This window comes from Streptomyces sp. NPDC001980 (genome assembly GCF_040296885.1).
In the GTDB taxonomy this organism is placed as follows: Bacteria; Actinomycetota; Actinomycetes; order Streptomycetales; family Streptomycetaceae; genus Streptomyces.
On the sequence record NZ_JBEOYD010000022.1, the window covers coordinates 139058 to 162056 of the forward strand.

Below are 22999 nucleotides of genomic sequence, written 5' to 3' on the forward strand. Positions count from 1 at the left end.
GCTCTGCGCCTACTGCTTGACGGCCGGCGCCCCGGGCACCCCCTTCGGTGCCGGGGCGGGACGGCCGGAGAGGAAGGACTCCCAGCCCTGCCGCGGGGCCTCGCCCACGTTCAGGGTGCGCAGCCTCGCCAGGACCTGCGGGTCCTGGGCGTCCAGCCAGTCGGCCAGCTGACGGAAGGAGACACAGCGCACCTCGGGCTTGTTGCAGACGTCCGCGACGACCTCGTCGAGGGCGCGCATGTAGGTGCCGCCGTTCCAGGACTCGAAGTGGTTGCCGATGACGAGCGGTGCGCGGTTGCCGTTGTAGGCCCGGTTGAAGCCCTGGAACAGCCCGTCGCGCATCTGGTCGCCCCAGTAGTCGTACTTGTCGGGGTCACCCTGGGTCGACGTGCCGGACTGGTTGACCATGAAGTTGTAGTCCATGGTCAGTTGCTCGTAGGAGTGGCCGGGGAAGGGGACGAGCTGCATCGACAGGTCCCACAGCCCTTCTCTCCTCTTGGGCCAGACCTGGTCGTTGACACCACTGGTGTCGTAGCGGAAGCCCAGCTGGCTCGCCGCCTTCACGAAGTTCTTCTGCCCCTCCAGGCAGGGGGTGCGGGCGCCGATGAGCTCCTTGTCGTAGTCGAAGGGCAGCGGTGCGGCGTTCTTCATGCCGGTGTTGGTCTTCCAGGTCTTCACGAACTGCTTGGCCTGGGCGATCTCGCTCTTCCACTCGGCCACCGACCACTCGCCGACCCCGCCGTCGGGGCCGCAGAAGTGCCCGTTGAAATGGGTGCCGATCTCGTTGCCCTCCAGCCAGGCCAGCCGTAGCTGCTTGACGGTGTCGGTGATGCCCTGCTCGTCGTTGAAGCCGATCTCGGAGCTTCCGGGCGAGTGCTGCGGGGGCCGGTACAGGTCACGCTTCTCCTCGGGCAGCATGTAGACGCCGCTGAGGAAGAACGTCATGTTCGCGTGGTTCTCCTTGGCCACCTTGCGGAAGTGCGAGAACAGCTTCTGGCTGTCCTCGCCCGCGCCGTCCCAGGAGAACACCACGAACTGCGGTGGCTTCTCACCGGCCTTGAGCCGCTCGGGCCGGGGCAGATGCGGCTGCGCCCCGGTGTACGCGGTGGACCCGTCGCCGATCAGACGGACCACGCTCTGGGGCGCCGGCGCTCCTTTCTCCGGCCCGGGCGCCCCTTGCTCGGAGTTGGTACCGGTCGCGCAACCGGCGACCGACGCGGCACAGGCCGCGGCGGCCACGGCGCCGACCGCAATCCTCTGGGTGGCGGCCAATTCCGCTCACCTTCTTCCTTCTCTCGGCGAACGCCGGTGACGGCGTTTTATGGCGATGTGCCGGATATCTGCCGACAGCGCGGCCAAGATCGCATAGGACCGAGAGAGGGATTAATACGACAAGCCGATGAACTGCTCACTTCACCCATTGAGGTGAGGCGGTGCCCCATTTGCGTAATAAATCCATGCCTGACCTTTACTCTGCATTACGATTCATTTACTGAACGTTGGTTCATCCCGCCCAGATCCGCGACCACGCTGCCCCGGAGGAGACGGGAAACATGTCATCAGCCTGCGTACCCACCCACCTCGAGAGCCTCGGCCTCGCCCGAGCCACAACTCCCCCCGCCGTCACCGGCGCTGACCGGCCGCACCACCCGTCCACGCCCCCGCGTCGCCGCCTCCCCGTCGTGGGCGCCGACCTGTCCGCGTCCGTCGCGGTGTTCCTGATCGCCCTCCCGCTGTCCCTCGGCATCGCCCTCGCCACGGGTGCCCCGCTCCAGGCCGGCCTGGTGGCGGCGGCCGTCGGCGGCCTGGTCGCCGGCCGGCTCGGCGGCTGCCCGCTCCAGGTCAGCGGCCCCGCCGCGGGGCTCACCGTGGTCACCGCCGACCTGATCCACCGGTACGGCTGGCGGGCCACCTGCGGCATCACCGTCCTCGCCGGACTGGCCCAACTGGGCCTGGGCTGCCTGCGCGTGGCCCGCACCGCGCTCGCCGTCAGCCCGGCCGTGGTGCACGGCATGCTCGCCGGCATCGGCCTCACCATCGCCGTCGCCCAGCTGCACATCGTCCTCGGCGGTAACCCGCAGAGCTCGGTCCTCGCCAACGTGCGCGCATTGCCCGCCCAGTTGGCGAACCTGCACCCGGCCGCCGTGGCGATGAGCGCGCTGACCTTGGCCCTGCTGCTGGGCTTGCCCCGGATCCCGGGCAGAGCGGGCCGTCTGCTGCGCACGGTCCCGGCCGCCCTGGTCGCCGTCGCCGGTGCCACCGCGACCGCCGCGCTCACCGGGCTCACCTTGCCCCGGGTCGACCTGCCGTCCTGGAGCAGCCATGCCCTGGCGGGGCTGCCCGAGGGGCCGGCGCTCGGCCTCGTCGCCGCCGTGCTCACCACCACTCTGGTGTGCAGCGTGCAGTCGCTGCTGGGCGCGGTCGCCGTGGACAAGCTGGTGGCAGGCCGCACCGGACCCCAGTCCCGGCTCGGCCGCTCCGACCTGGACCGGGAACTGCTCGGTCAGGGCGCGGCCAACGTCGTGTCGGGGGCGCTCGGCGGGCTGCCGGTCGCGGGGGTCGCGGTGCGCAGTTCGGCGAATGTGCAATCCGGTGCCGTGAGCCGGAACTCCACGATGCTGCACGGCGTTTTCGTAGTAGTCGCCGCGCTGCTGATGGTCCCGGTCCTGGACCTCATCCCGCTCGCCTCGCTCGCCGCCCTGGTGATGGCCGTCGGCATCCAGATGGTGTCCCTGCACCACATCCGCACGGTGACCCGCCACCGCGAAGTGCCGGTGTACGCCGTCACCACGCTAGGGGTGGTTCTCCTCGGCGTCCTGGAGGGCGTGGTCCTCGGGGTCTCCGTGGCCGTCGCCGTCGCCCTGCACCGCCTCGCCCGCACCCGCATCACCCACGAAGAGAAGGAAGGAGTCCATCACGTACACGTAAGAGGACAGCTGACGTTCCTCGCGGTGCCCCGGCTCAGCAGAGTCCTGCATCTCGTACCCCAAGGCGCCCACGCCGTGGTGGAGTTGGACGGTTCGTTCATGGACCACGCGGCGTACGAGTCACTGCGGGACTGGCGCAGGGCCCACACCGCACAGGGCGGCTCCGCCGAGCTGACCGGCTGCCGCGCGGGCGTCCGCGCACCGGAGTACGGCCACGGACCGGAGCACGGTCGCCGCGCCGAGCCGCACGCGGGTCACGGTCCCGGTCCCGGTCCACGTGCAGGTCTCGGTCCCTGGCGTCGGCTCGGGGGATCGGCCGGCTCGGGTCATGAACTCGCCCGTGGGATCAGCGCGTTCCAGCGCCACACCGCGCCCCTGGTGCGGGGCGAGCTGGCCCGGCTGGCGCGCGAGGGGCAGCGGCCGTCGCAGCTCTTCCTCACCTGCGCCGACTCCCGGCTCGTCACTTCGATGATCACCTCCAGTGGTCCGGGTGACCTGTTCGTGGTCCGCAACGTCGGCAACCTGGTCCCTCTTCCGGGTGAGGAGAACGGCGACGACTCGGTGGCGGCCGCGATCGAGTACGCGGTGGACGTGCTGAAGGTGCGGTCCATCACGGTGTGCGGACACTCCGGGTGCGGGGCGATGCAGGCACTGCTCGACTCCGGGACAGGCGGTGCGGCGACCCCGCTCCGGCGGTGGCTGCGGCACGGGTTGCCGAGCCTGGCGCGGCTGGCCGACGAGGGCGGAACGGGGGTCCGGCTGGCCGGGCGGGCAGCGGCGGACACGGTGGAGCGGCTGTGCCTGACCAACGTGGTCCAGCAGTTGGAGCACCTGCGCGCGCACGACTCGGTGGCGCGGGCGCTGGCGGCGGGTGCGCTGGAGCTGCACGGGATGTACTTCCATGTGGGCGAGGCGCAGGCGTACCTGCTGAGCCGGGGCGGTGCGGACGGAGAGGGACGGGTGTTCCAGGGGGTGCCCGGTACGGAGGAGCTGCCCAGTCCGGCGTGAGTGAGGGGACGGCCGGGCCTGCCGGCGCCGCACGGTCCGGCACCGGCGGGTCCGGCGGGTCCGGCCTGCATAGGCGGGTCCGGTGTGCACCGGCACGTCGGACACTGGCAGGCTCGGCATGCCCGACCGCGGCAGCCCTGCCGCACCCCGCCTCGCCGCACGCCGATAGGTCTAAACCAATTGTCCGGCGGCCCTTGTCACCGGGGCCCCAGGTCTGATGAGCTGTGGCCTGGGACACAACGGACACCCTTCGAAAGGGAGATGTCGTGAGCAACGAAAGCCTGGCCAACCTCTTGAGGGAGGAGCGACGCTTCGCGCCGCCTGCTGACCTGGCCGAGAACGCCAATGTCACGGCCGAGGCGTACGAACAGGCCAAGGCTGACAGGCTCGGCTTCTGGGCCGCGCAGGCCCGCCGGCTGACCTGGGCCAAGGAGCCGACCGAGACGCTGGACTGGTCGAACCCGCCGTTCGCCAAGTGGTTCAAGGACGGCGAGCTCAACGTCGCGTACAACTGCGTGGACCGGCACGTGGAGGCCGGGCTCGGCGACCGGGTCGCCATCCACTTCGAGGGCGAGCCCGGCGACAGCCGCGCGATCACCTACGCCGAGCTGAAGGACGAGGTCTCCAAGGCGGCCAACGCCCTGCTGGAGCTCGGAGTTCAGAAGGGCGACCGGGTCGCGGTCTACATGCCGATGATCCCGGAGACGGCGATCGCGATGCTCGCCTGCGCCCGGATCGGCGCCGCGCACTCCGTGGTCTTCGGCGGCTTCTCGGCGGACGCGCTGGCCACCCGTATCCAGGACGCGGACGCCAGGGTCGTCATCACCTCCGACGGCGGCTACCGGCGCGGCAAGCCGTCCGCGCTGAAGCCGGCCGTGGACGAGGCGGTCGGCAAGGTGGACAACGTCGAGCACGTGCTGGTCGTGCGCCGCACCGGGCAGGAAGTGGCCTGGGACGACTCGCGGGACGTGTGGTGGGACGAGATCGTCGAGCGGCAGTCGGCCGAGCACACGCCGGAGGCGTTCGACGCCGAGCACCCGCTCTTCATCCTCTACACGTCCGGTACGACGGGCAAGCCGAAGGGCATCCTGCACACCTCGGGCGGCTACCTCACCCAGGCGTCGTACACGCACTGGGCGGTGTTCGACCTCAAGCCGGAGACGGACGTGTACTGGTGCACGGCCGACGTCGGCTGGGTGACCGGCCACTCGTACATCGTGTACGGGCCGCTGGCCAACGGCGCGACCCAGGTGATGTACGAGGGCACCCCGGACACCCCGCACCAGGGCCGGTTCTGGGAGATCGTGCAGAAGTACGGGGTGACGATCCTGTACACGGCGCCCACCGCGATCCGCACGTTCATGAAGTGGGGCGACGACATCCCCGCGAAGTTCGACCTGAGCAGCCTGCGGGTGCTCGGCTCGGTCGGCGAGCCGATCAACCCCGAGGCGTGGATCTGGTACCGCAAGCACATCGGCGCCGACCGGACGCCGATCGTGGACACCTGGTGGCAGACCGAGACCGGCGCGATGATGATCTCCCCGCTGCCGGGCGTCACCGCGACCAAGCCCGGTTCCGCGCAGACCCCGCTGCCCGGCATCTCGGCGACGGTCGTCGACGACGAGGCGCACGAGGTGCCGAACGGCGGTGGCGGCTACCTGGTGCTGACCGAGCCGTGGCCGTCGATGCTGCGCACGATCTGGGGCGACGACCAGCGGTTCCTGGACACGTACTGGTCGCGGTTCGAGGGCAAGTACTTCGCCGGTGACGGTGCGAAGAAGGACGACGACGGCGACATCTGGCTGCTCGGGCGGGTGGACGACGTCATGCTCGTCTCCGGGCACAACATCTCGACGACCGAGGTGGAGTCGGCGCTGGTGTCCCACCCGTCGGTCGCCGAGGCGGCCGTGGTCGGTGCGGCGGACGAGACGACCGGTCAGGCGATCGTCGCCTTCGTGATCCTGCGCGGCACGGCGAACGCCGAGGACGAGAATCTCGTCGCCGACCTGCGCAACCACGTCGGCGCGACGCTCGGCCCGATCGCCAAGCCGAAGCGGGTCCTGCCGGTGGCGGAGCTGCCGAAGACCCGCTCCGGCAAGATCATGCGCCGGCTGCTGCGCGACGTCGCCGAGAACCGTCAGCTCGGTGACGTCACCACCCTGACCGACTCGACGGTCATGGACCTCATCCAGGCGAAGCTCCCGGCGGCGCCGAGCGAGGACTGACCCCGACCGGCACGGCCACGAAGGGCTCGAAGAGCTGAAGGGCGCCCGGCGCGAAACGCGCCGGGCGCCCTTTTTGCACCTACCGTGAGACTCACCTGGCAACTCCCGTCACACCTTAGGTAAACTAAGCAAAGTAACGTGGTCCCAAGGTGTGCCGGGAAGTCTGGTCGGCAAGTAGCCCCGTCCTGCCCACCGACCGGAGGTTCCCCGTGTCCCCGCCCCGCACCGCGCCCGTCCGGAAGGTCCTCGGGCGGCTCTCGCTGCCCGAGCGGACCATCGTGGCGGACGCGCTGCGGACCGAGACCGTCGGCGGCGTGCTGCTGCTCGTCGCCGCGATAGCCGCGCTGGTCTGGGCGAACATACCCGCGCTCCACCACAGCTTCGAGAGCGTCGCCGACTTCCACTTCGGCCCCGGGATCCTCGGCCTGGACCTCTCCGTCGCCCACTGGGCCGCCGACGGCCTGCTCGCGGTCTTCTTCTTCGTCGCCGGCATCGAGCTCAAGCGGGAGCTGGTGGCAGGCGACCTGCGCGACCCGAAGGCGGCCGTACTGCCCGTGGTCGCCGCGCTGTGCGGGATGGCCGTACCGGCGCTCGTCTACACCCTCACCAACCTCGCCGGCGGCGGCTCCACGCAGGGCTGGGCGGTGCCCACGGCCACCGACATCGCCTTCGCGCTGGCCGTGCTGGCGGTGATCGGCACCTCGCTGCCGGGTGCCCTGCGCGCCTTCCTGCTCACTCTCGCGGTCGTCGACGACCTGTTCGCCATCCTGATCATCGCGATCTTCTTCACCGAGCGGATCGACTTCGCCGCGCTCGGCGGCGCGGTCCTCGGCCTCGCCGTCTTCTGGCTGCTGCTGCGCAAGGGCGTGCGCGGCTGGTACGTGTACGTCCCGCTCGCGGTCGTGATCTGGGCGCTGATGTACAACAGCGGCGTGCACGCGACCGTCGCCGGTGTCGCCATGGGCCTGATGCTGCGCTGCACCACCCGCGAGGGCGAGCAGCACTCCCCCGGCGAGCACATCGAGCATCTGGTGCGGCCGTTGTCGGCGGGGCTGGCCGTACCCCTGTTCGCGCTCTTCAGCGCCGGCGTGAAGGTGTCCGGAGGGGCGCTCGGCGACGTCTTCACGAAGCCGGAGACGCTCGGGGTCGTCCTCGGCCTGGTGGTCGGCAAGGCGGCCGGGATATTCGGCGGGACCTGGCTGACCGCCCGCTTCACCCGGGCCTCGCTCAGCGAGGACCTCGAATGGGCGGACGTCTTCGCGGTGGCCTCGCTGGCCGGCATCGGCTTCACGGTCTCGCTGCTCATCGGCGAACTCGCCTTCGCCGGCGACGCCGTCCTCACCGACGAGGTCAAGGCCGCCGTACTCACCGGCTCGCTCATCGCGGCCCTGTGCGCCACGGTGCTGCTGAAGATACGCAACACCCGCTACCGCAGGCTGGTCGAGGCCGAGGAGCGGGACGACGACCTCGACGGCATCCCGGACGTCTACGAGGAGGACGACCCGGCGTACCACCTGCGGATGGCGGAGATCTACGAACGGAAGGCCGCCGAACACCGCAGGATCGCGGAGGAGAAGGCCGCTTCCTAGGGGTCGGCGGGCGGGACGCGCGTGCCGAAGTACCGGGCGGGGCAGGCGAGCAGGGCGACCGTCCGGCATGATCTGACGAGACGGTACAAAAGGACCGGTACAAAAACGCCGGCACAGAAGACGACGACGAAGACGCAGAGGGAGACCGCGATGAGCGCACCCGACGGCAGCCCGGTCGGTGCCGAACGCAGCATCGGCCAGCTGTTCGCCTCGGCCACGGCCGAGATGTCGGCGCTGGTGCACGACGAGATCGCGCTGGCCAAGGCCCAGCTGAAGCAGGACGTCAAGCGCGGCGCGACGAGCGGCGGCGCGTTCTCGGCGGCCGGGGTGCTGCTGCTGTTCTCCCTGCCCATGCTCAACTTCGCGCTGGCGTACGGCATCCGGACCTGGAGCCACTGGAATCTCGCGATCTGCTTCCTGCTCTCCTTCGCGGCGAACGTCCTGGTGGCCGTCGTCCTCGCGCTGGTCGGCGTGGTGTTCGCGAAGAAGGCCAAGAAGGGCCAGGGCCCGCAGAAGGTGGCCGCGTCCATGAAGGAGACCGCGGGCGTGCTGCAGAACGCCAAGCCGCATCCGCGCCCGGAACTCCCCCGGGACGAGGTGCCGGCCATCGAGGCTGTGGCACGCTCGACCTCATGACGGATCCCGCTCCCTCGGCCGTACGGCCGGAGGGCCCCTGGACGCACCGGGACGTCGCCGCGAACGGCGCCCGCTTCCACATCGCCGAGCTCGGCGACGGACCGCTGGTCATGCTGGTGCACGGCTTCCCCCAGTTCTGGTGGGCCTGGCGGCACCAGCTGGTCGCGCTCGCCGACGCCGGCTTCCGGGCCGTCGCCATGGACCTGCGCGGCGTCGGCGGCAGCGACCGCACCCCGCGCGGCTACGACCCGGCGAACCTCGCCCTCGACATCACCGGCGTGATCCGTTCCCTCGGCGAGCCGGACGCCGCGCTGGTCGGCCACGACCTGGGCGGCTACCTGGCCTGGACGGCGGCCGCGATGCGCCCCAAGCTGGTACGACGGCTCGCGGTGGTGTCCATGCCACACCCGCGGCGCTGGCGCTCGGCGATGCTCCGGGACCGCCGGCAGACCGCCGCCGCCTCCTACATCTGGGGCTTCCAGCGGCCTTGGATCCCGGAGCGGCAGCTCACCGCAGACGACGGCGCGCTGGTCGGCCGGCTGATCCGCGACTGGTCCGGGCCGCGGCTGCCGGACGACGAGGCGGTGGAGACGTACCAGCGGGCCATGTGCATCCCGTCCACCGCGCACTGCTCGATCGAGCCGTACCGCTGGCTGGTGCGCTCGCTGGCACGCCCGGACGGCATCCAGTTCAACCGCAGGATGAAGCGCCCGGTACGCGTCCCGACGCTGCATCTGCACGGCTCCCTGGACCCGGTCACCCGCACCCGCAGCGCGGCCGGCTCCGGCGAGTACGTCGAAGCGCCGTACCGCTGGCGGCTGTTCGACGGACTCGGGCACTTCCCGCACGAGGAGGATCCGGTGGGCTTCTCCGCCGAACTGGTCAACTGGCTGAAAGACCCCGAACCCGATCGGTGACCGCGCCGATGCGCCCGGTATCCGGATCTGCACACCTGTTCTACGAACGGCCACATGCCCGGCGCATAGGCCGATTGAGGGGCGTGCGGGAGGTTATCGACCTTGGGGCAGGGGCAGACGTCGGGGTATGGGCTGGACGCACGACTACAGTGACGCACCCCGCAACCGCCGTACGACAGGCGGCCTGAACTCCCACCGAGGAGGTGCCCCGCAGCTGCCGGGAACCGACCTCAGGGTGGGGATTCCGCACATCCTGCGCCGCCGGGCCCGCTGGGTCTCGGTACGTCTGCGCCATACCCGCGGCTGACACCTCGAAGGACCCCCGCAGCACCCGGACGGGGCTCCTAGAGGGCGCAGCTGTCGGTGCCCACCTGCTGGCTCGCGGTACGGCCCCGGGCGATGTCCGCCTGGATCTCGTCGGCCGTGAGGGCGTACCCGGTGTCGGCGTCGTCCAGTGACTTCGCGAATACGACCCCGTACACCCTGCCCTGGGGCGTGAGCAGCGGGCCGCCGGAGTTGCCCTGGCGGACGGTCGCGTACAGCGAGTAGACGTCACGGCGGACGGTGCCGCGGTGGTAGATGTCCGGGCCGTTGGCCGTGATCCGGCCGCGCACCCGGGCCGGCCGGACGTCGTACGACCCGTTCTCCGGGAACCCGGCGACGATCGCGCTGTCGGTGGTCTCCGCGTCCTTGGCGGAGAACTTCAGGGCCTTGGCCCGCAGGTTGGGCACGTCCAGTACGGCGATGTCGCGCTGCCAGTCGTAGAGGACGACCTTGGCGTCGTACTTGCGGCCCTCGCCGCCGATCTGGACGGTGGGCTCGTCGACGCCGCCGACCACGTGGGCGTTGGTCATGACACGGCGGTCGGCGAAGACGAAGCCGGTGCCCTCCAGGATCTTGCCGCAGCTCTGCGCGGTGCCCGTCACCTTGACGATGGACTGCTTGGCGCCGGTGGCCACCGCGCTGCCGGCGAGGGCCGGGTCGGGCGGCGAGACGTCGGTGATCGGCTCGTTGGCGAAGGGGCTGAAGACCTGCGGGAAGCCGTTCTGCGCGAGGACCGCGGAGAAGTCCGCGAACCAGGTGTCGGCCTGGTTGGGCAGCGCTCTGGACACCCCGAGCAGCACCTTGGAGTTGCGTACCTCCTTGCCGAGCGTCGGCAGGGTGGTGCCCGCGAGGGCGGAGCCGATCAGCCAGGCGACCAGCAGCATCGCCACCACGTTGACCAGTGCGCCGCCGGTGGCGTCCAGGGCGCGGGCCGGGGACCAGGTGATGTACCGGCGCAGCTTGTTGCCCAGGTGGGTGGTCAGGGCCTGGCCGACGGAGGCGCAGACGATGACCACGACCACGGCGACGACCGCTGCGGTGGTGCCCACCTCGGCGTTGTCGGTCACCGCGTCCCAGATCACCGGCAGGACGTAGACGGCGACGAGTCCGCCGCCCAGGAAGCCGATCACCGACAGGATGCCGACGACGAACCCCTGGCGGTAGCCGACGATCGCGAACCACACGGCGGCGACCAGCAACAGGATGTCCAGCACATTCACGGTGGACACCCTGTCATGACCGCCAGTCGAGCGGGACCAGCTTCTCGCGGTCCCAGGAGCGCTCCCATCCCGCATAGTGCAGCAGGCGGTCGATCACCCCGGCCGTGAACCCCCACACCAAGGTCGATTCGACCAGGAATGCCGGACCTCGGTGGCCGCTGGGGTGCACGGCGGTGGCCCGGTTGGCCGGATTCGTGAGATCCGCCACGGGGACCGTGAAGACCCGCGCCGTCTCGTTCGGATCGACCACGCCCACCGGTGTCGGCTCGCGCCACCAGCCCAGCACCGGGGTGACCACGAACTTGCTCACCGGGATGTACAGCCTGGGCAGCACCCCGAAGAGCTGGACACCGGCCGGATCCAGCCCGGTCTCCTCCTCGGCCTCGCGGAGAGCGGCCCGCAGCGGCCCGTCGGCCTTCAGGTCGCCGTCCTCGGGGTCGAGGGCGCCACCGGGGAAGGAGGGCTGCCCGGCGTGCGAGCGCAGCGAACCGGCCCGCTCCATCAGCAGCAGCTCGGGCCCCTGCTCTCCCGCGCCGAACAGGATCAGCACGGCCGACTGCCGCCCCGCGCCGTTCTCCGGCGGCAGGAAGCGGCTCAGCTGGAGCGGCTGGACCGTCTCGGCGGCCCGCACCACCGGGTCCAGCCACTCCGGCAGACCCTCCTTGCTGAGCGCCACACCTCCGCGTGGACCGTCCGTCTGCGCCTTGCTGTGTGTCACGGCATCCCCCGTCCTGCCCTGCTCCCCCGTCCTGCTGCCCGTTCCAACGCCCGAAGTCTCCTTGATCGTTCCGTTCTCCGTCCCTGAGAAGACCCCTGGGTCATGTCCCTGATACGGCGCCCAGCGGCGGCGCCGGCCTGCCGCCCGCGTCCAGATACGCCTGCGGCGGCTTGAGCCGCTGGCCGGGGAAGCCGCCCTTCTCGTACTTGAGCAGCTTCTTCGCCTTCTCCGGGTCGGTCTCGCCCTCCCCGTAGGCCGGGCAGAGCGGGGCGATCGGGCAGACGCCGCAGGCGGGCTTGCGGGCGTGGCACATCCGGCGGCCGTGCCAGATCACGTGGTGCGAGAGGTCGGTCCAGTCGCTCTTGGGGAACAGCGCGCCGACGGCCGCCTCGATCTTGTCGGGGTCGGTCTCCGCGGTCCACCGCCACCGCCGGACCAGGCGCTGGAAGTGCGTGTCCACGGTGATGCCCGGGCGCCCGAAGGCGTTGCCGAGCACGACGAACGCGGTCTTGCGGCCGACGCCGGGGAGCTTGACGAGGTCTTCGAGCCGCCCCGGCACCTCGCCGCCGAACTGCTCGACCAGCCCCTTGGAGAGCCCTATCACCGACTTGGTCTTGGCCCGGAAGAACCCGCACGGCCGCAGGATCTCCTCGACCTCCTCCGGGTTGGCGGCGGCCAGGTCCTCGGGGGTGGGGTACTTCGCGAACAGCGTCGGGGTGGTCTGGTTGACCCTGAGGTCGGTGGTCTGGGCGGACAGCACCGTGGCGACCAGGAGCTGGAAGGGGTTCTCGAAGTCGAGTTCGGGGTGGGCGTACGGGTACACCTCGGCGAGCTCGCGGTTGATCCGGCGGGCCCGGCGGACGAGCGCGGTCGGCGACTCGGGCTTCCCGGCCGGCTGCGGCTGCCCGGCGGCGGCCTTCTCGACCGCCGCTTTCTTGGACGCCGTCTTCTTGGCCGCCGTCTTCTCCGACGCGACTCGCTTGGCTGCGGTCTTCGCAGGCGCCGCCTTCTTCGCCGCAGCCTTCTTCGCCGTGGTCGTCTTCACCGCCGCCTTCTTCACGGCTTTCACCGCTTTTGCCGCCTTCTTCGGTTCACCGGAGGAGGCATCGGACCCTTGTTCGCACACAGCGGAATCACCTCGTACAACCACCCGCCCAGCCCCCTTGGCCTGTGCTCTCACCGGCGATTTGGACACCCGGCCAGCCTAAAGCCCGGCACTGACATCCGCCCCGGACCCGGAAGATCAGCCCCCGATTGGACCCCTGCCGCTTACCTCGGCACACCTGTGCGGCATCCTTGTGACAGATCACACTGTTTGGACCGTCCGGCAAAATGGGGAGCACGGTCCCCTGGTACCAAGGGGGAGCAAGATCCCCTGAGCAGGTCGACAAGGAGAGAACTCGTGGACGACGTTCTGCGGCGCAACCCGCTCTTCGCGGCGCTCGATGACGAGCAGTCCGCGGAGCTGCGTGCCTCCATGAGTGAGGTGACCCTCGCGCGTGGCGACTCCCTGTTCCACGAGGGCGACCCGGGCGACCGGCTCTACGTCGTCACCGAGGGCAAGGTCAAGCTCCACCGCACCTCCCCCGACGGCCGCGAGAACATGCTCGCCGTCGTCGGCCCCGGCGAGCTGATCGGCGAGCTGTCGCTGTTCGACCCGGGCCCGCGCACGGCGACCGCCACCGCGCTGACCGAGGTCAAGCTGCTGGGCCTCGGCCACGGCGACCTCCAGCCCTGGCTGAACGCGCGCCCCGAGGTGGCCACCGCCCTGCTGCGTGCCGTCGCCCGCCGGCTGCGCAAGACCAACGACGCCATGTCCGACCTGGTCTTCTCCGACGTGCCGGGCCGGGTGGCGCGCGCCCTGCTGGACCTCTCCCGCCGCTTCGGCGTGCAGTCCGAAGAGGGCATCCACGTCGTCCACGACCTCACGCAGGAGGAGCTGGCCCAGCTGGTCGGCGCGTCCCGCGAGACCGTGAACAAGGCGCTGGCGGACTTCGCCCAGCGCGGCTGGCTGCGTCTGGAGGCGCGGGCCGTGATCCTGCTGGACGTCGAGCGGCTGGCGAAGCGGTCCCGGTAGGGCGCCGGTTTCTGAGGCGGCCGTAGGCTCCGGACGGGCTGGTATTCGGTTCCCCATGCCTGAAACAGTCGCGTCCCGGGGTCTCGACGCCCTGGGCTTCATCGAGCGCGAGGGCTCGCACGCGCGCGTGCCGCACGTCTTCCGTCCGGTGGTCGCCGCCGCCCGCGACCGGCTCCTGGACGTCTTCGGGGCGCGCCTGGACAGCGCCTACCTCAACGGCTCGATCCCGCGCGGCACCGCGCGGGTGGGGCGCAGCGACCTGGACGTGGTGGTCGTCCTGCGCGAGGAGCCGACCGGCGCCGACCGGGACGCGGCCCGTGCCTTCGGTGAGGCCGTCGACAAGGAGTTCCCGCAGATCGACGGGGTCGGGACCCTGCTCTTCTCCCGCGCGCGGGTGCTCAGCGAGGTGGAGCGCCACGACATCGGGTGGTTCGTGGCCTGCCTGTGCACCCCGCTGCTCGGCGAGGACCTCGCTGAGTTCCTGCCCCGCTACCGCCCCGACTCGCTGCTGGCCCGCGAGACCAACGGCGACCTGGCCCGCTACCTGCCGCGCTGGCGGGACCGGATCGCGGCCGCGGACGACACCGAGGAAGCCCTGCGGCCCCTGGTGCGCTTCATGTCACGGAATCTCGTCCGCACCGGCTTCACCCTCGTCATGCCCCGCTGGAACGGCTGGACCAGCGATCTGCGGGAGATGGCCGAGGCGTTCGCCGGCTACTACCCGGAGCGGGCCGAGCAGCTGCGCCGCGCCGCCGAGGCGGGGTACGAGCCGGTCGGCGACCGGGCGGTGCTGCGGTCGTACGTCGACGACCTCGGCCCCTGGCTCGCCGCCGAGTACACGCGCGTGCACGGCGTGAAGGCGCCCCGGCCGGAGGGCTGGGACTGAGCGCTCCGCTGGAAGTGCCGCGATGTGCCGTCTGCCGTCTGCGCCGCCGTCATGGCTGGTCGCGCAGTTCCTCCCCCAGCCTTCGGCTGGGGGTACCCCCAGCGCCCCTTACGGGGCGCTGCCGAACCGCAGCGGACCTCGCCGGACCCGCTTAGACCTCGGACTGGATCAGCCCGTGCTCGGTCAGGTAGTCCAGCTGGGCCCGTACCGACAGTTCCGCCGCCGGCCACAGGGAGCGGTCCACGTCGGCGTACACGTGGGCGACGACCTCGGTGGGGCTGCGGTGGCCGTTCTCCACGGCCGTCTCGACCTGGGCCAGCCGGTGGGCGCGGTGGGCCAGGTAGAACTCGACGGCGCCCTGGGCGTCCTCCAGGACCGGTCCGTGGCCCGGCAGGACGGTGTGGACGCCGTCGTCGACCGTCAGCGAGCGCAGCCTTCGCAGCGAGTCCAGGTAGTCGCCAAGACGGCCGTCCGGGTGCGCCACGACCGTCGTACCGCGCCCCAGGATGGTGTCACCGGTCAGGACCGCGCGGTCGGCCGGCAGGTGGAAGCTCAGGGAGTCGGCGGTGTGGCCCGGGGTCGGTACGACCCGCAGCTCCAGTCCGCCGGTCGTGATCACGTCACCGGCGGCCAGGCCCTCGTCGCCGAGCCGCAGCGCCGGGTCGAGGGCACGCACGCGCGTGCCGGTCAGTTCCGCGAACCGTACGGCGCCCTCGGCGTGGTCCGGGTGGCCGTGGGTGAGGAGGGTGAGCGCGATGCGCTTGCCGGCCTTCTCGGCCGTGTCGACGACGTTCTTGAGGTGGCCGTCGTCCAGCGGGCCCGGGTCGATCACCACGGCCAGGTCGGAGTCGGGCTCGGCGACGATCCAGGTGTTGGTGCCGTCCAGGGTCATCGCGGAGGCGTTGGGCGCCAGCACGTTGACGGCCCGCGCGGTGGCGGGCCCCGGGAGGACTCCGCCGCGCGGCTGGCCGGGGAGGGCTGCTGCGTCCGTCATGGTCAGGCTCCACCGGTCGTCAGGTCGGTCGGTATGTGCTTGGTGAACTCGTCGTGGCCCGGCCAGGTCAGGACGATCTCGCCGTCCGCCAGCCGGGCGCGGGCCAGCACCGGGGTCATGTCCCGCGCGGGCGCCGCCGCGAGCGTCTCGGCGGCCGTGGCGTACGGCAGGAGCTGGCGCAGGGTGGCGATGGTGGGCGGCATCATCAGCAGCTCGCCCTTGTCGTAGCCGGCGGCGGCCTCCGCCGGGCGGATCCACACCGTGCGGTCGGCCTCCGTGGAGGCGTTGCGGGTGCGCTGGCCCGCGGGCAGGGCGGCGACGAAGAACCAGGTGTCGTAGCGGCGGCTCTCGAACTCCGGGGTGATCCAGCGCGTCCAGGCGCCCAGCAGGTCCGAGCGCAGGACCAGGCCCCGCCGGTCCAGGAACTCCGCGAAGGACAGCTCGCGGGCGACCAGGGCCGCGCGGTCGGCCTCCCAGTCGTCCCCGGTGGTGTCTCCGACGACGGCGTCCGGGGCAGGACCGGCGAGCAGCACACCGGCTTCCTCGTACGTCTCCCGGACGGCCGCGCAGACAATCGCCTGGGCGCCCGCCTCGTCGACGCCGAGCCGGTCGGCCCACCACGCGCGCGTGGGGCCCGCCCAGCGGACCTGGTGATCGTCGTCGCGCGGGTCGACACCGCCGCCCGGATACGCGTACGCGCCTCCGGCGAAGGCCATGGAGGCGCATCTGCGCAGCATGTGGACGGCGGGACCGTCCGGGGTGTCCTTCAGGAGCAGCACGGTCGCCGCACGCTTCGGGGCCACCGGCACGAGGGTGCCCTCCGCGTGTGCGCGGATGCGGTCCGGCCACTCGGGGGGATACCACTGTCCATCGGCCATTACCGGAGGCTATCCCGTGGGAAGCGAATGTTCGAGAGGGGCTTCAGCGGGCCACGACCGCGGCCACGACTGCGACTGCGACCGCGTCCGCGACTGCAGCTGCGACTGCGGCCATGGCTGCAGCTACGGCTCCAGCTCGACCTGGACCTCCACCTCGACCGGCGCGTCCAGCGGCAGCACCGCGACGCCCACCGCGCTGCGCGCGTGCACGCCCTTGTCGCCGAGGACCTCGCCGAGCAGTTCGCTGGCGCCGTTGATCACGCCCGGCTGCCCGGTGAAGTCGGTCGCGGAGGCGACGAAGCCGACGACCTTCACCACGCGCGCGACACGGTCCAGGTCACCGGCGACGGACTTCACCGCGGCCAGGGCGTTCAGCGCGCAGACGCGGGCCAGCTCCTTGGCCTCCTCGGCGGTGACCTCGGCGCCGACCTTGCCGGTGACCGGAAGCTTGCCGTCCACCATCGGCAGCTGGCCCGAGGTGTAGACGTACGCACCGGACCGCACGGCCGGCTGGTAGGCGGCGAGCGGCGGGACGACCGCCGGCAGCGCGAGACCGAGTTCGGCCAGCTTGGCCTCGACGGCACTCATTACGGCTTCTCCCGCTTCAGGTAGGCCACGAGCTGCTCGGGGTTGGGCCCGGGCACCACCTGGACGAGCTCCCAGCCGTCCTCGCCCCAGGTGTCCAGAATCTGCTTCGTGGCATGGACGAGCAGCGGCACGGTTGCGTATTCCCACTTGGTCATGTGGCCGACTGTATCCGCTGTGACGGACGGGACACGTGGCCCACCGCACGCACGGTTATCCACAGCCTCCCGCGTGAGTGTCCGGCCGACTGGTTAGTCTCGAAGATGTGAGCAGGCTCCAGGTCGTCAGCGGCAAGGGCGGGACCGGAAAGACGACGGTCGCCGCCGCACTCGCGCTGGCCCTCGCGACCGAGGGGAAGCGGACGCTTCTCGTGGAGGTCGAGGGTCGGCAGGGCATCGCCCAGCTCTTCGAGACGGAGGCGCTGCCCTACGAGGAACGGAAGATCGCGGTCGCGCCGGGAGGGGGTGAGGTCTACGCGCTCGCCATCGATCCCGAACTGGCCCTTCTGGACTACCTCCAGATGTTCTACAAGCTCGGCGGGGCGGGCCGGGCGCTGAAGAAGCTCGGCGCGATCGACTTCGCCACCACCGTCGCGCCCGGCCTCCGGGACGTCCTCCTGACCGGCAAGGCGTGCGAGGCGGTGCGCCGGAAGGACAAGGCCGGCCGGTTCATCTACGACTACGTCGTCATGGACGCCCCGCCGACCGGCCGCATCACCCGCTTCCTGAACGTCAACGACGAGGTGGCCGGGCTCGCCAAGATCGGCCCGATACACAATCAGGCGCAGGCCGTGATGCGGGTGCTGAAGTCCAAGGAGACGGCCGTGCACCTGGTCACCCTGCTGGAGGAGATGCCGGTCCAGGAGACCGCCGACGGCATCGCCGAACTGCGGGCCGCGCGGCTGCCGGTGGGCCGGGTCATCGTGAACATGGTCCGGCCGGAGGTGTTGGACGCCGCCGATCTGGAACTCGTACGGACCGTGCCGCGCACCGCCGTGGCGCAGACGCTGTCGGCGGCCGGGCTCGGCGGGGCACGGCGCGGCGGGAAGGCCGAGCAGCTGGTGGACCCGCTGCTCGCGCAGGCCGCCGAGTACGCCGAGCGGTACGCGCTGGAGCACGAGCAGCGCGCGGTCCTCGCCGAGCTGGACCTGGAGCGGCACGAACTGCCGCTGCTCGCCGAGGGCATGGACCTGGCGGGCCTGTACGAACTCGCCACCGAGCTGCGGAAACAGGGGATGTCATGACTCCGGATCCGGACCCGGCCAAGGAACCTGCCACGGACCCTGCAAAGGACCCCGCCAAGGAACCGGCGCAGGACGGCGCACGCCGGCTGGCCCACGCGCCCGCGCTCGACGTCGATGCGCTGCTCGACGACCCGGACACCCGGATCGTGGTGTGCTGCGGCTCGGGCGGCGTCGGCAAGACCACCACCGCGGCGGCCCTGGGCCTGCGGGCGGCCGAGCGCGGCCGCAAGGTCGTGGTGCTGACCATCGACCCGGCCAGGCGGCTCGCCCAGTCCATGGGCATCGACTCGCTGGACAACGTGCCCCGGAAGGTGAAGGGCACCGAGGGCCCCGGCGAACTGCACGCCATGATGCTCGACATGAAGCGCACCTTCGACGAGGTCGTGGAGGCGCACGCGGACGCCGAGCGGGCGGCCGCCATCCTGGCCAACCCCTTCTACCAGTCGCTCTCGGCGGGCTTCGCGGGCACGCAGGAGTACATGGCGATGGAGAAGCTCGGCCAGCTGCGGGCCCGGGACGAGTGGGACCTGATCGTGGTCGACACCCCACCCTCCCGCTCCGCCCTGGACTTCCTGGACGCGCCGAAGCGGCTCGGCTCCTTCCTGGACGGCCGGCTGATCCGCCTGCTGACGGCCCCCGCGAAGCTCGGCGGCCGCGCGGGCATGGCCTTCCTGAACGTCGGTATGTCGATGATGACCGGCACGCTCGGCAAGCTGCTCGGCGGGCAGCTGCTGAAGGACGTACAGACGTTCGTGGCGGCGATGGACACGACGTTCGGCGGGTTCCGCACGCGCGCGGACGCGACGTACAAGCTGCTTCAGGCGCCCGGTACGGCGTTCCTGGTGGTGGCGGCTCCGGAGCGGGACGCGCTGCGCGAGGCCGCGTACTTCGTGGAGCGGCTGGCCGCGGAGGACATGCCACTGGTCGGTCTGGTCCTCAACCGGGTCCACGGCAGCGGCGCCGTCCGGCTGTCGGCCGAGCGTGCGCTCGCCGCCGCGGAAAATCTTGAGGAGCCCCGCATTGTGGATCAGGGGGGCGGGAAAGCTGGACTTCGTAACTCTCCCGACACGTACGGCAGTTCTGAATCACCCGCGCCCGTGCCGTCCGAGTCCCGGCCCGACGGATCCCCCTCGTCAGGGCCCGCGGACACGACAGTGGACATGACTGCGGACACGACTGCGGACACGACTGACGAATCCCCCTCGTCAGAAAGCCCGTCGTCAGAAAGCCCGGACCGCACCGTCGACCAGCTCACCGCAGGCCTGCTGAGGCTGCACGCCGAGCGCATGCAGCTGCTCTCCCGCGAGCAGCGCACACGTGACCGCTTCACCGCTCGCCACCCCGAGGTGGCCGTGGTGGAAGTGGCCGCGTTGCCCGGCGACGTGCACGACCTCACGGGACTGCGGGACATCGGTGACCGGCTCGCGGCCGGCCGGCCGGAGCTGCCGTAGACCTGTCAGGTCTGTCGTAGACCTGCCCGGTCTAGCTCACGGCCGCGTAGTTCTCGTACACCTCGTCGCTGTCGAGGGGGACGATTCCGGTCCCCCGCTCGTACTCCGAGCGCGCTGTCTCCAGGAGCCTGCGCCAGGAGGTCACGGTGGGCCGCCTGCGCAGCAGTGCGCGACGCTCCCGCTCCGTCATGCCTCCCCACACGCCGAACTCGACGCGATTGTCCAGCGCATCGGCCAGGCATTCCGTGCGTACCGGACATCCGGTGCACACCGCCTTGGCCCTGTTCTGCGCTGCTCCTTGAACGAACAGTTCATCCGGATCGGTAGTGCGGCAGGCAGCCTGCGCACTCCAGTCGGTTACCCAGCCCATACCGGCGCCGTCCTCTCCCGAATCGAGGCTCCCCCACGGCGGCAGCGGCATATTCACCGCCGCCAGTTGAGGACGTTACGGAAGGTGGGCACAGCGCAACACCCCCTTCGGGCCCAATCTTGAATGGCCCGAACGGACTATGGGTAAGCGGCAGATCACCCGCGGGAGTGAGCTGGCGACATGCGTGATGATGGCGGCAAACCAGGACAGCCGTGGTGCGCCACAACGGACGCCGAGTGACACACGAGGCGGATTCGGACACGCCATCAACACCTCACCCGAAAAAAAGTGGGCAGGTTCCGGAACGATTCGGGGTCGCCGGACGTATTGATACGTGGCCGCACTGCTGTGACAGTTGAGAGCAGCTTAGGCCAAGGCCTGTACGTGTGTCCGGCGAATGGCAAGGTAGACCGTTCATGTCGTCGTGCCGTCAGGCACGGCGCTGCCGCGCCCTCGACCCGGGCAAGTCGGCCTGCCCTCTATGTCACGATCCGGCACTCGAACATCCCGAGAGCCACCCGCTCCCCCGGAACGGTCATCACTACGGATTAGGCTGCCCCCATGCCAAAGAAGCGCTCGGGCGGTGGTCTGTCGACCACGCAGCAGGCCGCCAAGTTCCTCGGTGTCAGTGTGCTCGCGGGAGCCGTGATGGCGGGCATCGCGCTGCCCGCGGCCGGGGCCCTGGGCCTCGCGGCCAAGGGTTCGGTCCAGGGCTTCGACGAGATCCCGGCCAACCTGAAGAGCCCGCAGCTGAGCCAGCGCACCACCATCCTGGACAGCCAGGGCAACCAGATCGCCCAGGTCTACTCCCGTGACCGCACGGTGGTGGACCTCAAGGACATCTCGCCGTACATGCAGAAGGCGATCGTCGCGATCGAGGACTCGCGCTACTACCAGCACGGCGCCATCGACCTGAAGGGCGTGCTGCGCGCACTGAACAAGAACGCGCAGAGCGGCGGGGTCGCCCAGGGCGCGTCCACGCTCACCCAGCAGCTGGTGAAGAACTACTTCATCGAGGAGGCCGGCGACGACCCGACCAAGGTCGCCGAGGCCACCCAGCAGACTCTCGGCCGCAAGGTCAAGGAGCTGAAGTACGCGATCCAGCTGGAGGAGAAGCTCGGCAAGAAGAAGATCCTCGAGAACTACCTGAACATCACCTTCTTCGGCGAGCAGGCCTACGGCATCGAGGCCGCCGCCCAGCGCTACTTCTCCAAGCACGCCAAGGACCTCAGCCTCCAGCAGTCCGCCCTGCTGGCCGGCATCGTCCAGTCGCCCAGCCGCTACGACCCGGTCAACGACGAGGCCGAGGCCACCAAGCGGCGCAACGTCGTGCTCGAACGCATGGCCCAACTCGGCGACATCTCCCAGGCGGAGGCCGACAAGGCCAAGGAGACCCCGCTGGGTCTGCACGTCACCCAGCCGAAGAACGGCTGCATCACCGCGGTCAAGGGCGCCGGGTTCTTCTGCAAGTACGTCGAGAACGTCTTCCTGACCGACCCGACCTTCGGCAAGACCCGCGAGGCGCGCGCCAAGCTCTGGAACCAGGGCGGCCTGACCATCCGTACCACCCTGGACCCGCAGGCCCAGAACTCGGTGCAGAGCTCGATCAAGGACCACGTATACAAGGCCGACTCGGTTGCGGCCGCCGCCACCCTCGTGGAGCCCGGCACCGGCAAGATCCTGGCGATGGGCCAGTCGAAGCCGTACGGCTACAACAAGAACGAGACCGAGTACAACTTCTCGGTCGACCGGGACTACGGCGGCTCCAACTACGGCTTCCCGACGGGTTCGACGTTCAAGCCGTTCGTGGCCGCGGCCGCCATCGAGGGCGGCAAGTCGGCGACGCAGGAGTACTCGTCGCCGTACAAGATGAACTACCCGAGCCCCGTGCAGCAGTGCGACGGCAAGCAGTGGGTCAACACGGACAACGAGCAGGTCCAGAACGAGAACGAGTCCGAGGTCGGGCCGTACCAGATGAAGAAGGCGATGGCGAAGTCCATCAACACCTACTTCGTCCAGCTGATCTCCGACATCGGTCTGTGCCCGGTGGTCAAGATGACCGACTCGCTCCACGTCCACCAGGGCGACGGCTCAAAGCTGCCGCAGACCCCGTCCATCGCCCTCGGCGCGATCGGCCTCTCCCCGCTGACCATGGCGAGCGCGTACGCCTCCTTCGCCGACCGCGGCATGTACTGCACGCCGGTCGCCATCGAGTCGATCACCCAGAGGGTCGGCAACGAGCAGAAGTCCATCCCGGTCCCCAAGTCGACCTGCTCGCGGGCGATGAGCGAGAAGACCGCGGACACGATCAACACCCTGCTGCGCGGTGTGATCGACTCCGGTACCGGTCAGCAGGCCGGTCTGGACGACCGGGAGAGCGCGGGCAAGACCGGTACGACGGACTCCCGCAAGAACGCCTGGTTCGTCGGCTACACGCCCAACCTCGCGGGCGCGGTCTGGGTCGGCAGCGCCAAGCAGAACATCGAGATGACCAACATCACCATCGGCGGCGTCTACCACTCCGAGGTCTTCGGCGCCGACACCCCGGGCCCGATCTGGAAGGACGCCATGACGGGCGCCCTGGAGGGCAAGCAGTCCGAGTCCTTCAACCTCGTCGACATCCCGGACGAGAACGACCACAACAAGGGCAACGGAAACGGGAACGGCAACAGCAACGGGGGCGACAACACCGGCGGCCTGATCGGCGGTCTCATCGGCGGCACCAACGACGGCGGCACGACGGACGGCGGCACCAACCCGACCCCGACCTTCTCCCTCCCCGACGGCTTCATCCAGGGCAACACGAACGGGGGGCGCAACGGGAACGGCGGGAACCGGGGCTGATCTTCCGCTCCGACCCGGTACGACGGTGGGGCCGCACCTCTCGGAAGAGGTGCGTGGTGTAGTGTCCCGACCACACGTCAGCCTCACCCGGCGGTCAACTGCCGCCG

The 22999-nt window shown here is 70.5% G+C and carries 19 protein-coding genes and 1 pseudogene; 11 read left to right on the plus strand and 9 right to left on the minus strand.

Going from position 1 to position 22999, the window contains the following annotated elements; genetic code table 11:
* Nucleotides 1-9 precede the first annotated feature (9 nt).
* Nucleotides 10-1272 carry a polysaccharide deacetylase family protein gene (locus ABT137_RS30065; protein WP_351714245.1) on the minus strand — a complete coding sequence of 421 codons (1263 nt, stop codon included), beginning with the start codon at nt 1270-1272 and terminating at the stop codon, nt 10-12.
* A 281-nt stretch (nt 1273-1553) separates the two neighbouring features.
* On the opposite strand from ABT137_RS30065, the gene ABT137_RS30070 reads away from it, so the two are divergent.
* The 6 genes and pseudogenes from ABT137_RS30070 to ABT137_RS30095 all read left to right on the plus strand — a co-directional run bounded on the left by ABT137_RS30070 (nt 1554) and on the right by ABT137_RS30095 (nt 9609).
* Entirely contained in the window at nt 1554-3935 is a 2382-nt protein-coding gene (locus ABT137_RS30070) for a SulP family inorganic anion transporter (protein ID WP_351714246.1), read from the plus strand.
* A 266-nt stretch (nt 3936-4201) separates the two neighbouring features.
* Nucleotides 4202-6160 (plus strand): acetate--CoA ligase, encoded by a 1959-nt coding sequence (gene acs, locus ABT137_RS30075; RefSeq protein WP_351714247.1) that lies wholly within the window; start codon nt 4202-4204, stop codon nt 6158-6160.
* A 209-nt stretch (nt 6161-6369) separates the two neighbouring features.
* A pseudogene (nhaA, locus tag ABT137_RS30080) lies at nt 6370-7820 on the plus strand (Na+/H+ antiporter NhaA).
* A gap of 79 nt (nt 7821-7899) precedes the next feature.
* Nucleotides 7900-8385 carry a phage holin family protein gene (locus ABT137_RS30085; RefSeq protein ID WP_351714248.1) on the plus strand — a complete coding sequence of 162 codons (486 nt, stop codon included), beginning with the start codon at nt 7900-7902 and terminating at the stop codon, nt 8383-8385.
* A complete protein-coding gene (locus ABT137_RS30090) occupies nt 8382-9302 on the plus strand; it encodes an alpha/beta fold hydrolase (RefSeq protein WP_351714249.1) in 921 nt (306 codons plus the stop codon). The genes ABT137_RS30085 and ABT137_RS30090 overlap by 4 nt, the downstream gene beginning before the upstream one ends.
* Nucleotides 9303-9429: 127 nt before the next feature.
* Nucleotides 9430-9609 (plus strand): hypothetical protein, encoded by a 180-nt coding sequence (locus ABT137_RS30095; RefSeq protein ID WP_351714250.1) that lies wholly within the window; start codon nt 9430-9432, stop codon nt 9607-9609.
* A gap of 37 nt (nt 9610-9646) precedes the next feature.
* Here ABT137_RS30095 and ABT137_RS30100 read toward each other — a convergent pair whose 3' ends face one another.
* The 3 genes from ABT137_RS30100 to nth form a co-directional block, all read right to left on the minus strand.
* Nucleotides 9647-10846, minus strand: coding sequence for a MarP family serine protease (locus ABT137_RS30100; protein ID WP_351714266.1), 1200 nt, complete (start codon nt 10844-10846; stop codon nt 9647-9649).
* 13 nt (nt 10847-10859) lie between these two features.
* Complete coding sequence (locus ABT137_RS30105; protein ID WP_351714251.1) at nt 10860-11564, minus strand: NUDIX hydrolase; 705 nt, start codon at nt 11562-11564, stop codon at nt 10860-10862.
* Nucleotides 11565-11664: 100 nt separating this feature from the next.
* Entirely contained in the window at nt 11665-12690 is a 1026-nt protein-coding gene (nth, locus tag ABT137_RS30110) for an endonuclease III (protein ID WP_502984593.1), read from the minus strand.
* 276 nt (nt 12691-12966) lie between these two features.
* Between nth and ABT137_RS30115 the strand changes: the two genes are divergently transcribed.
* Nucleotides 12967-13641: a Crp/Fnr family transcriptional regulator gene (locus ABT137_RS30115; RefSeq protein WP_018547939.1), complete on the plus strand. Its 675-nt coding sequence runs from the start codon at nt 12967-12969 to the stop codon at nt 13639-13641.
* A gap of 55 nt (nt 13642-13696) precedes the next feature.
* Nucleotides 13697-14527: a nucleotidyltransferase domain-containing protein gene (locus ABT137_RS30120; protein ID WP_351714253.1), complete on the plus strand. Its 831-nt coding sequence runs from the start codon at nt 13697-13699 to the stop codon at nt 14525-14527.
* A gap of 151 nt (nt 14528-14678) precedes the next feature.
* Here ABT137_RS30120 and ABT137_RS30125 read toward each other — a convergent pair whose 3' ends face one another.
* The 4 genes from ABT137_RS30125 to sp36 form a co-directional block, all read right to left on the minus strand.
* Nucleotides 14679-15521, minus strand: a complete 843-nt coding sequence (locus ABT137_RS30125) for an MBL fold metallo-hydrolase (protein WP_351714254.1) — start codon at nt 15519-15521, stop codon at nt 14679-14681.
* Nucleotides 15522-15523: 2 nt separating this feature from the next.
* Nucleotides 15524-16399 (minus strand): NUDIX hydrolase, encoded by an 876-nt coding sequence (locus tag ABT137_RS30130; RefSeq protein WP_351714255.1) that lies wholly within the window; start codon nt 16397-16399, stop codon nt 15524-15526.
* Nucleotides 16400-16522: 123 nt separating this feature from the next.
* A complete protein-coding gene (locus tag ABT137_RS30135) occupies nt 16523-16987 on the minus strand; it encodes a RidA family protein (protein WP_351714256.1) in 465 nt (154 codons plus the stop codon).
* Nucleotides 16987-17142: a Sp36 family protein gene (gene sp36 / locus ABT137_RS30140; RefSeq protein ID WP_181806301.1), complete on the minus strand. Its 156-nt coding sequence runs from the start codon at nt 17140-17142 to the stop codon at nt 16987-16989. Before sp36 ends, ABT137_RS30135 begins: the two co-directional genes overlap by 1 nt.
* Before the next feature lie 107 nt (nt 17143-17249).
* On the opposite strand from sp36, the gene bagA reads away from it, so the two are divergent.
* Both bagA and bagB read left to right on the plus strand, forming a co-directional pair.
* Nucleotides 17250-18227: an ATPase BagA gene (gene bagA / locus ABT137_RS30145; RefSeq protein ID WP_351714257.1), complete on the plus strand. Its 978-nt coding sequence runs from the start codon at nt 17250-17252 to the stop codon at nt 18225-18227.
* Nucleotides 18224-19678: an ATPase BagB gene (gene bagB, locus ABT137_RS30150; protein WP_351714258.1), complete on the plus strand. Its 1455-nt coding sequence runs from the start codon at nt 18224-18226 to the stop codon at nt 19676-19678. Before bagA ends, bagB begins: the two co-directional genes overlap by 4 nt.
* A 31-nt stretch (nt 19679-19709) precedes the next feature.
* On the opposite strand, the gene wblA is transcribed toward bagB, so the two are convergent.
* Nucleotides 19710-20048 carry a transcriptional regulator WblA gene (gene wblA, locus ABT137_RS30155; RefSeq protein WP_132856581.1) on the minus strand — a complete coding sequence of 113 codons (339 nt, stop codon included), beginning with the start codon at nt 20046-20048 and terminating at the stop codon, nt 19710-19712.
* Nucleotides 20049-20609: 561 nt separating this feature from the next.
* Here wblA and ABT137_RS30160 point away from each other — a divergent pair.
* Nucleotides 20610-22892, plus strand: a complete 2283-nt coding sequence (locus ABT137_RS30160; protein WP_351714259.1) for a transglycosylase domain-containing protein — start codon at nt 20610-20612, stop codon at nt 22890-22892.
* Nucleotides 22893-22999 lie beyond the last annotated feature (107 nt).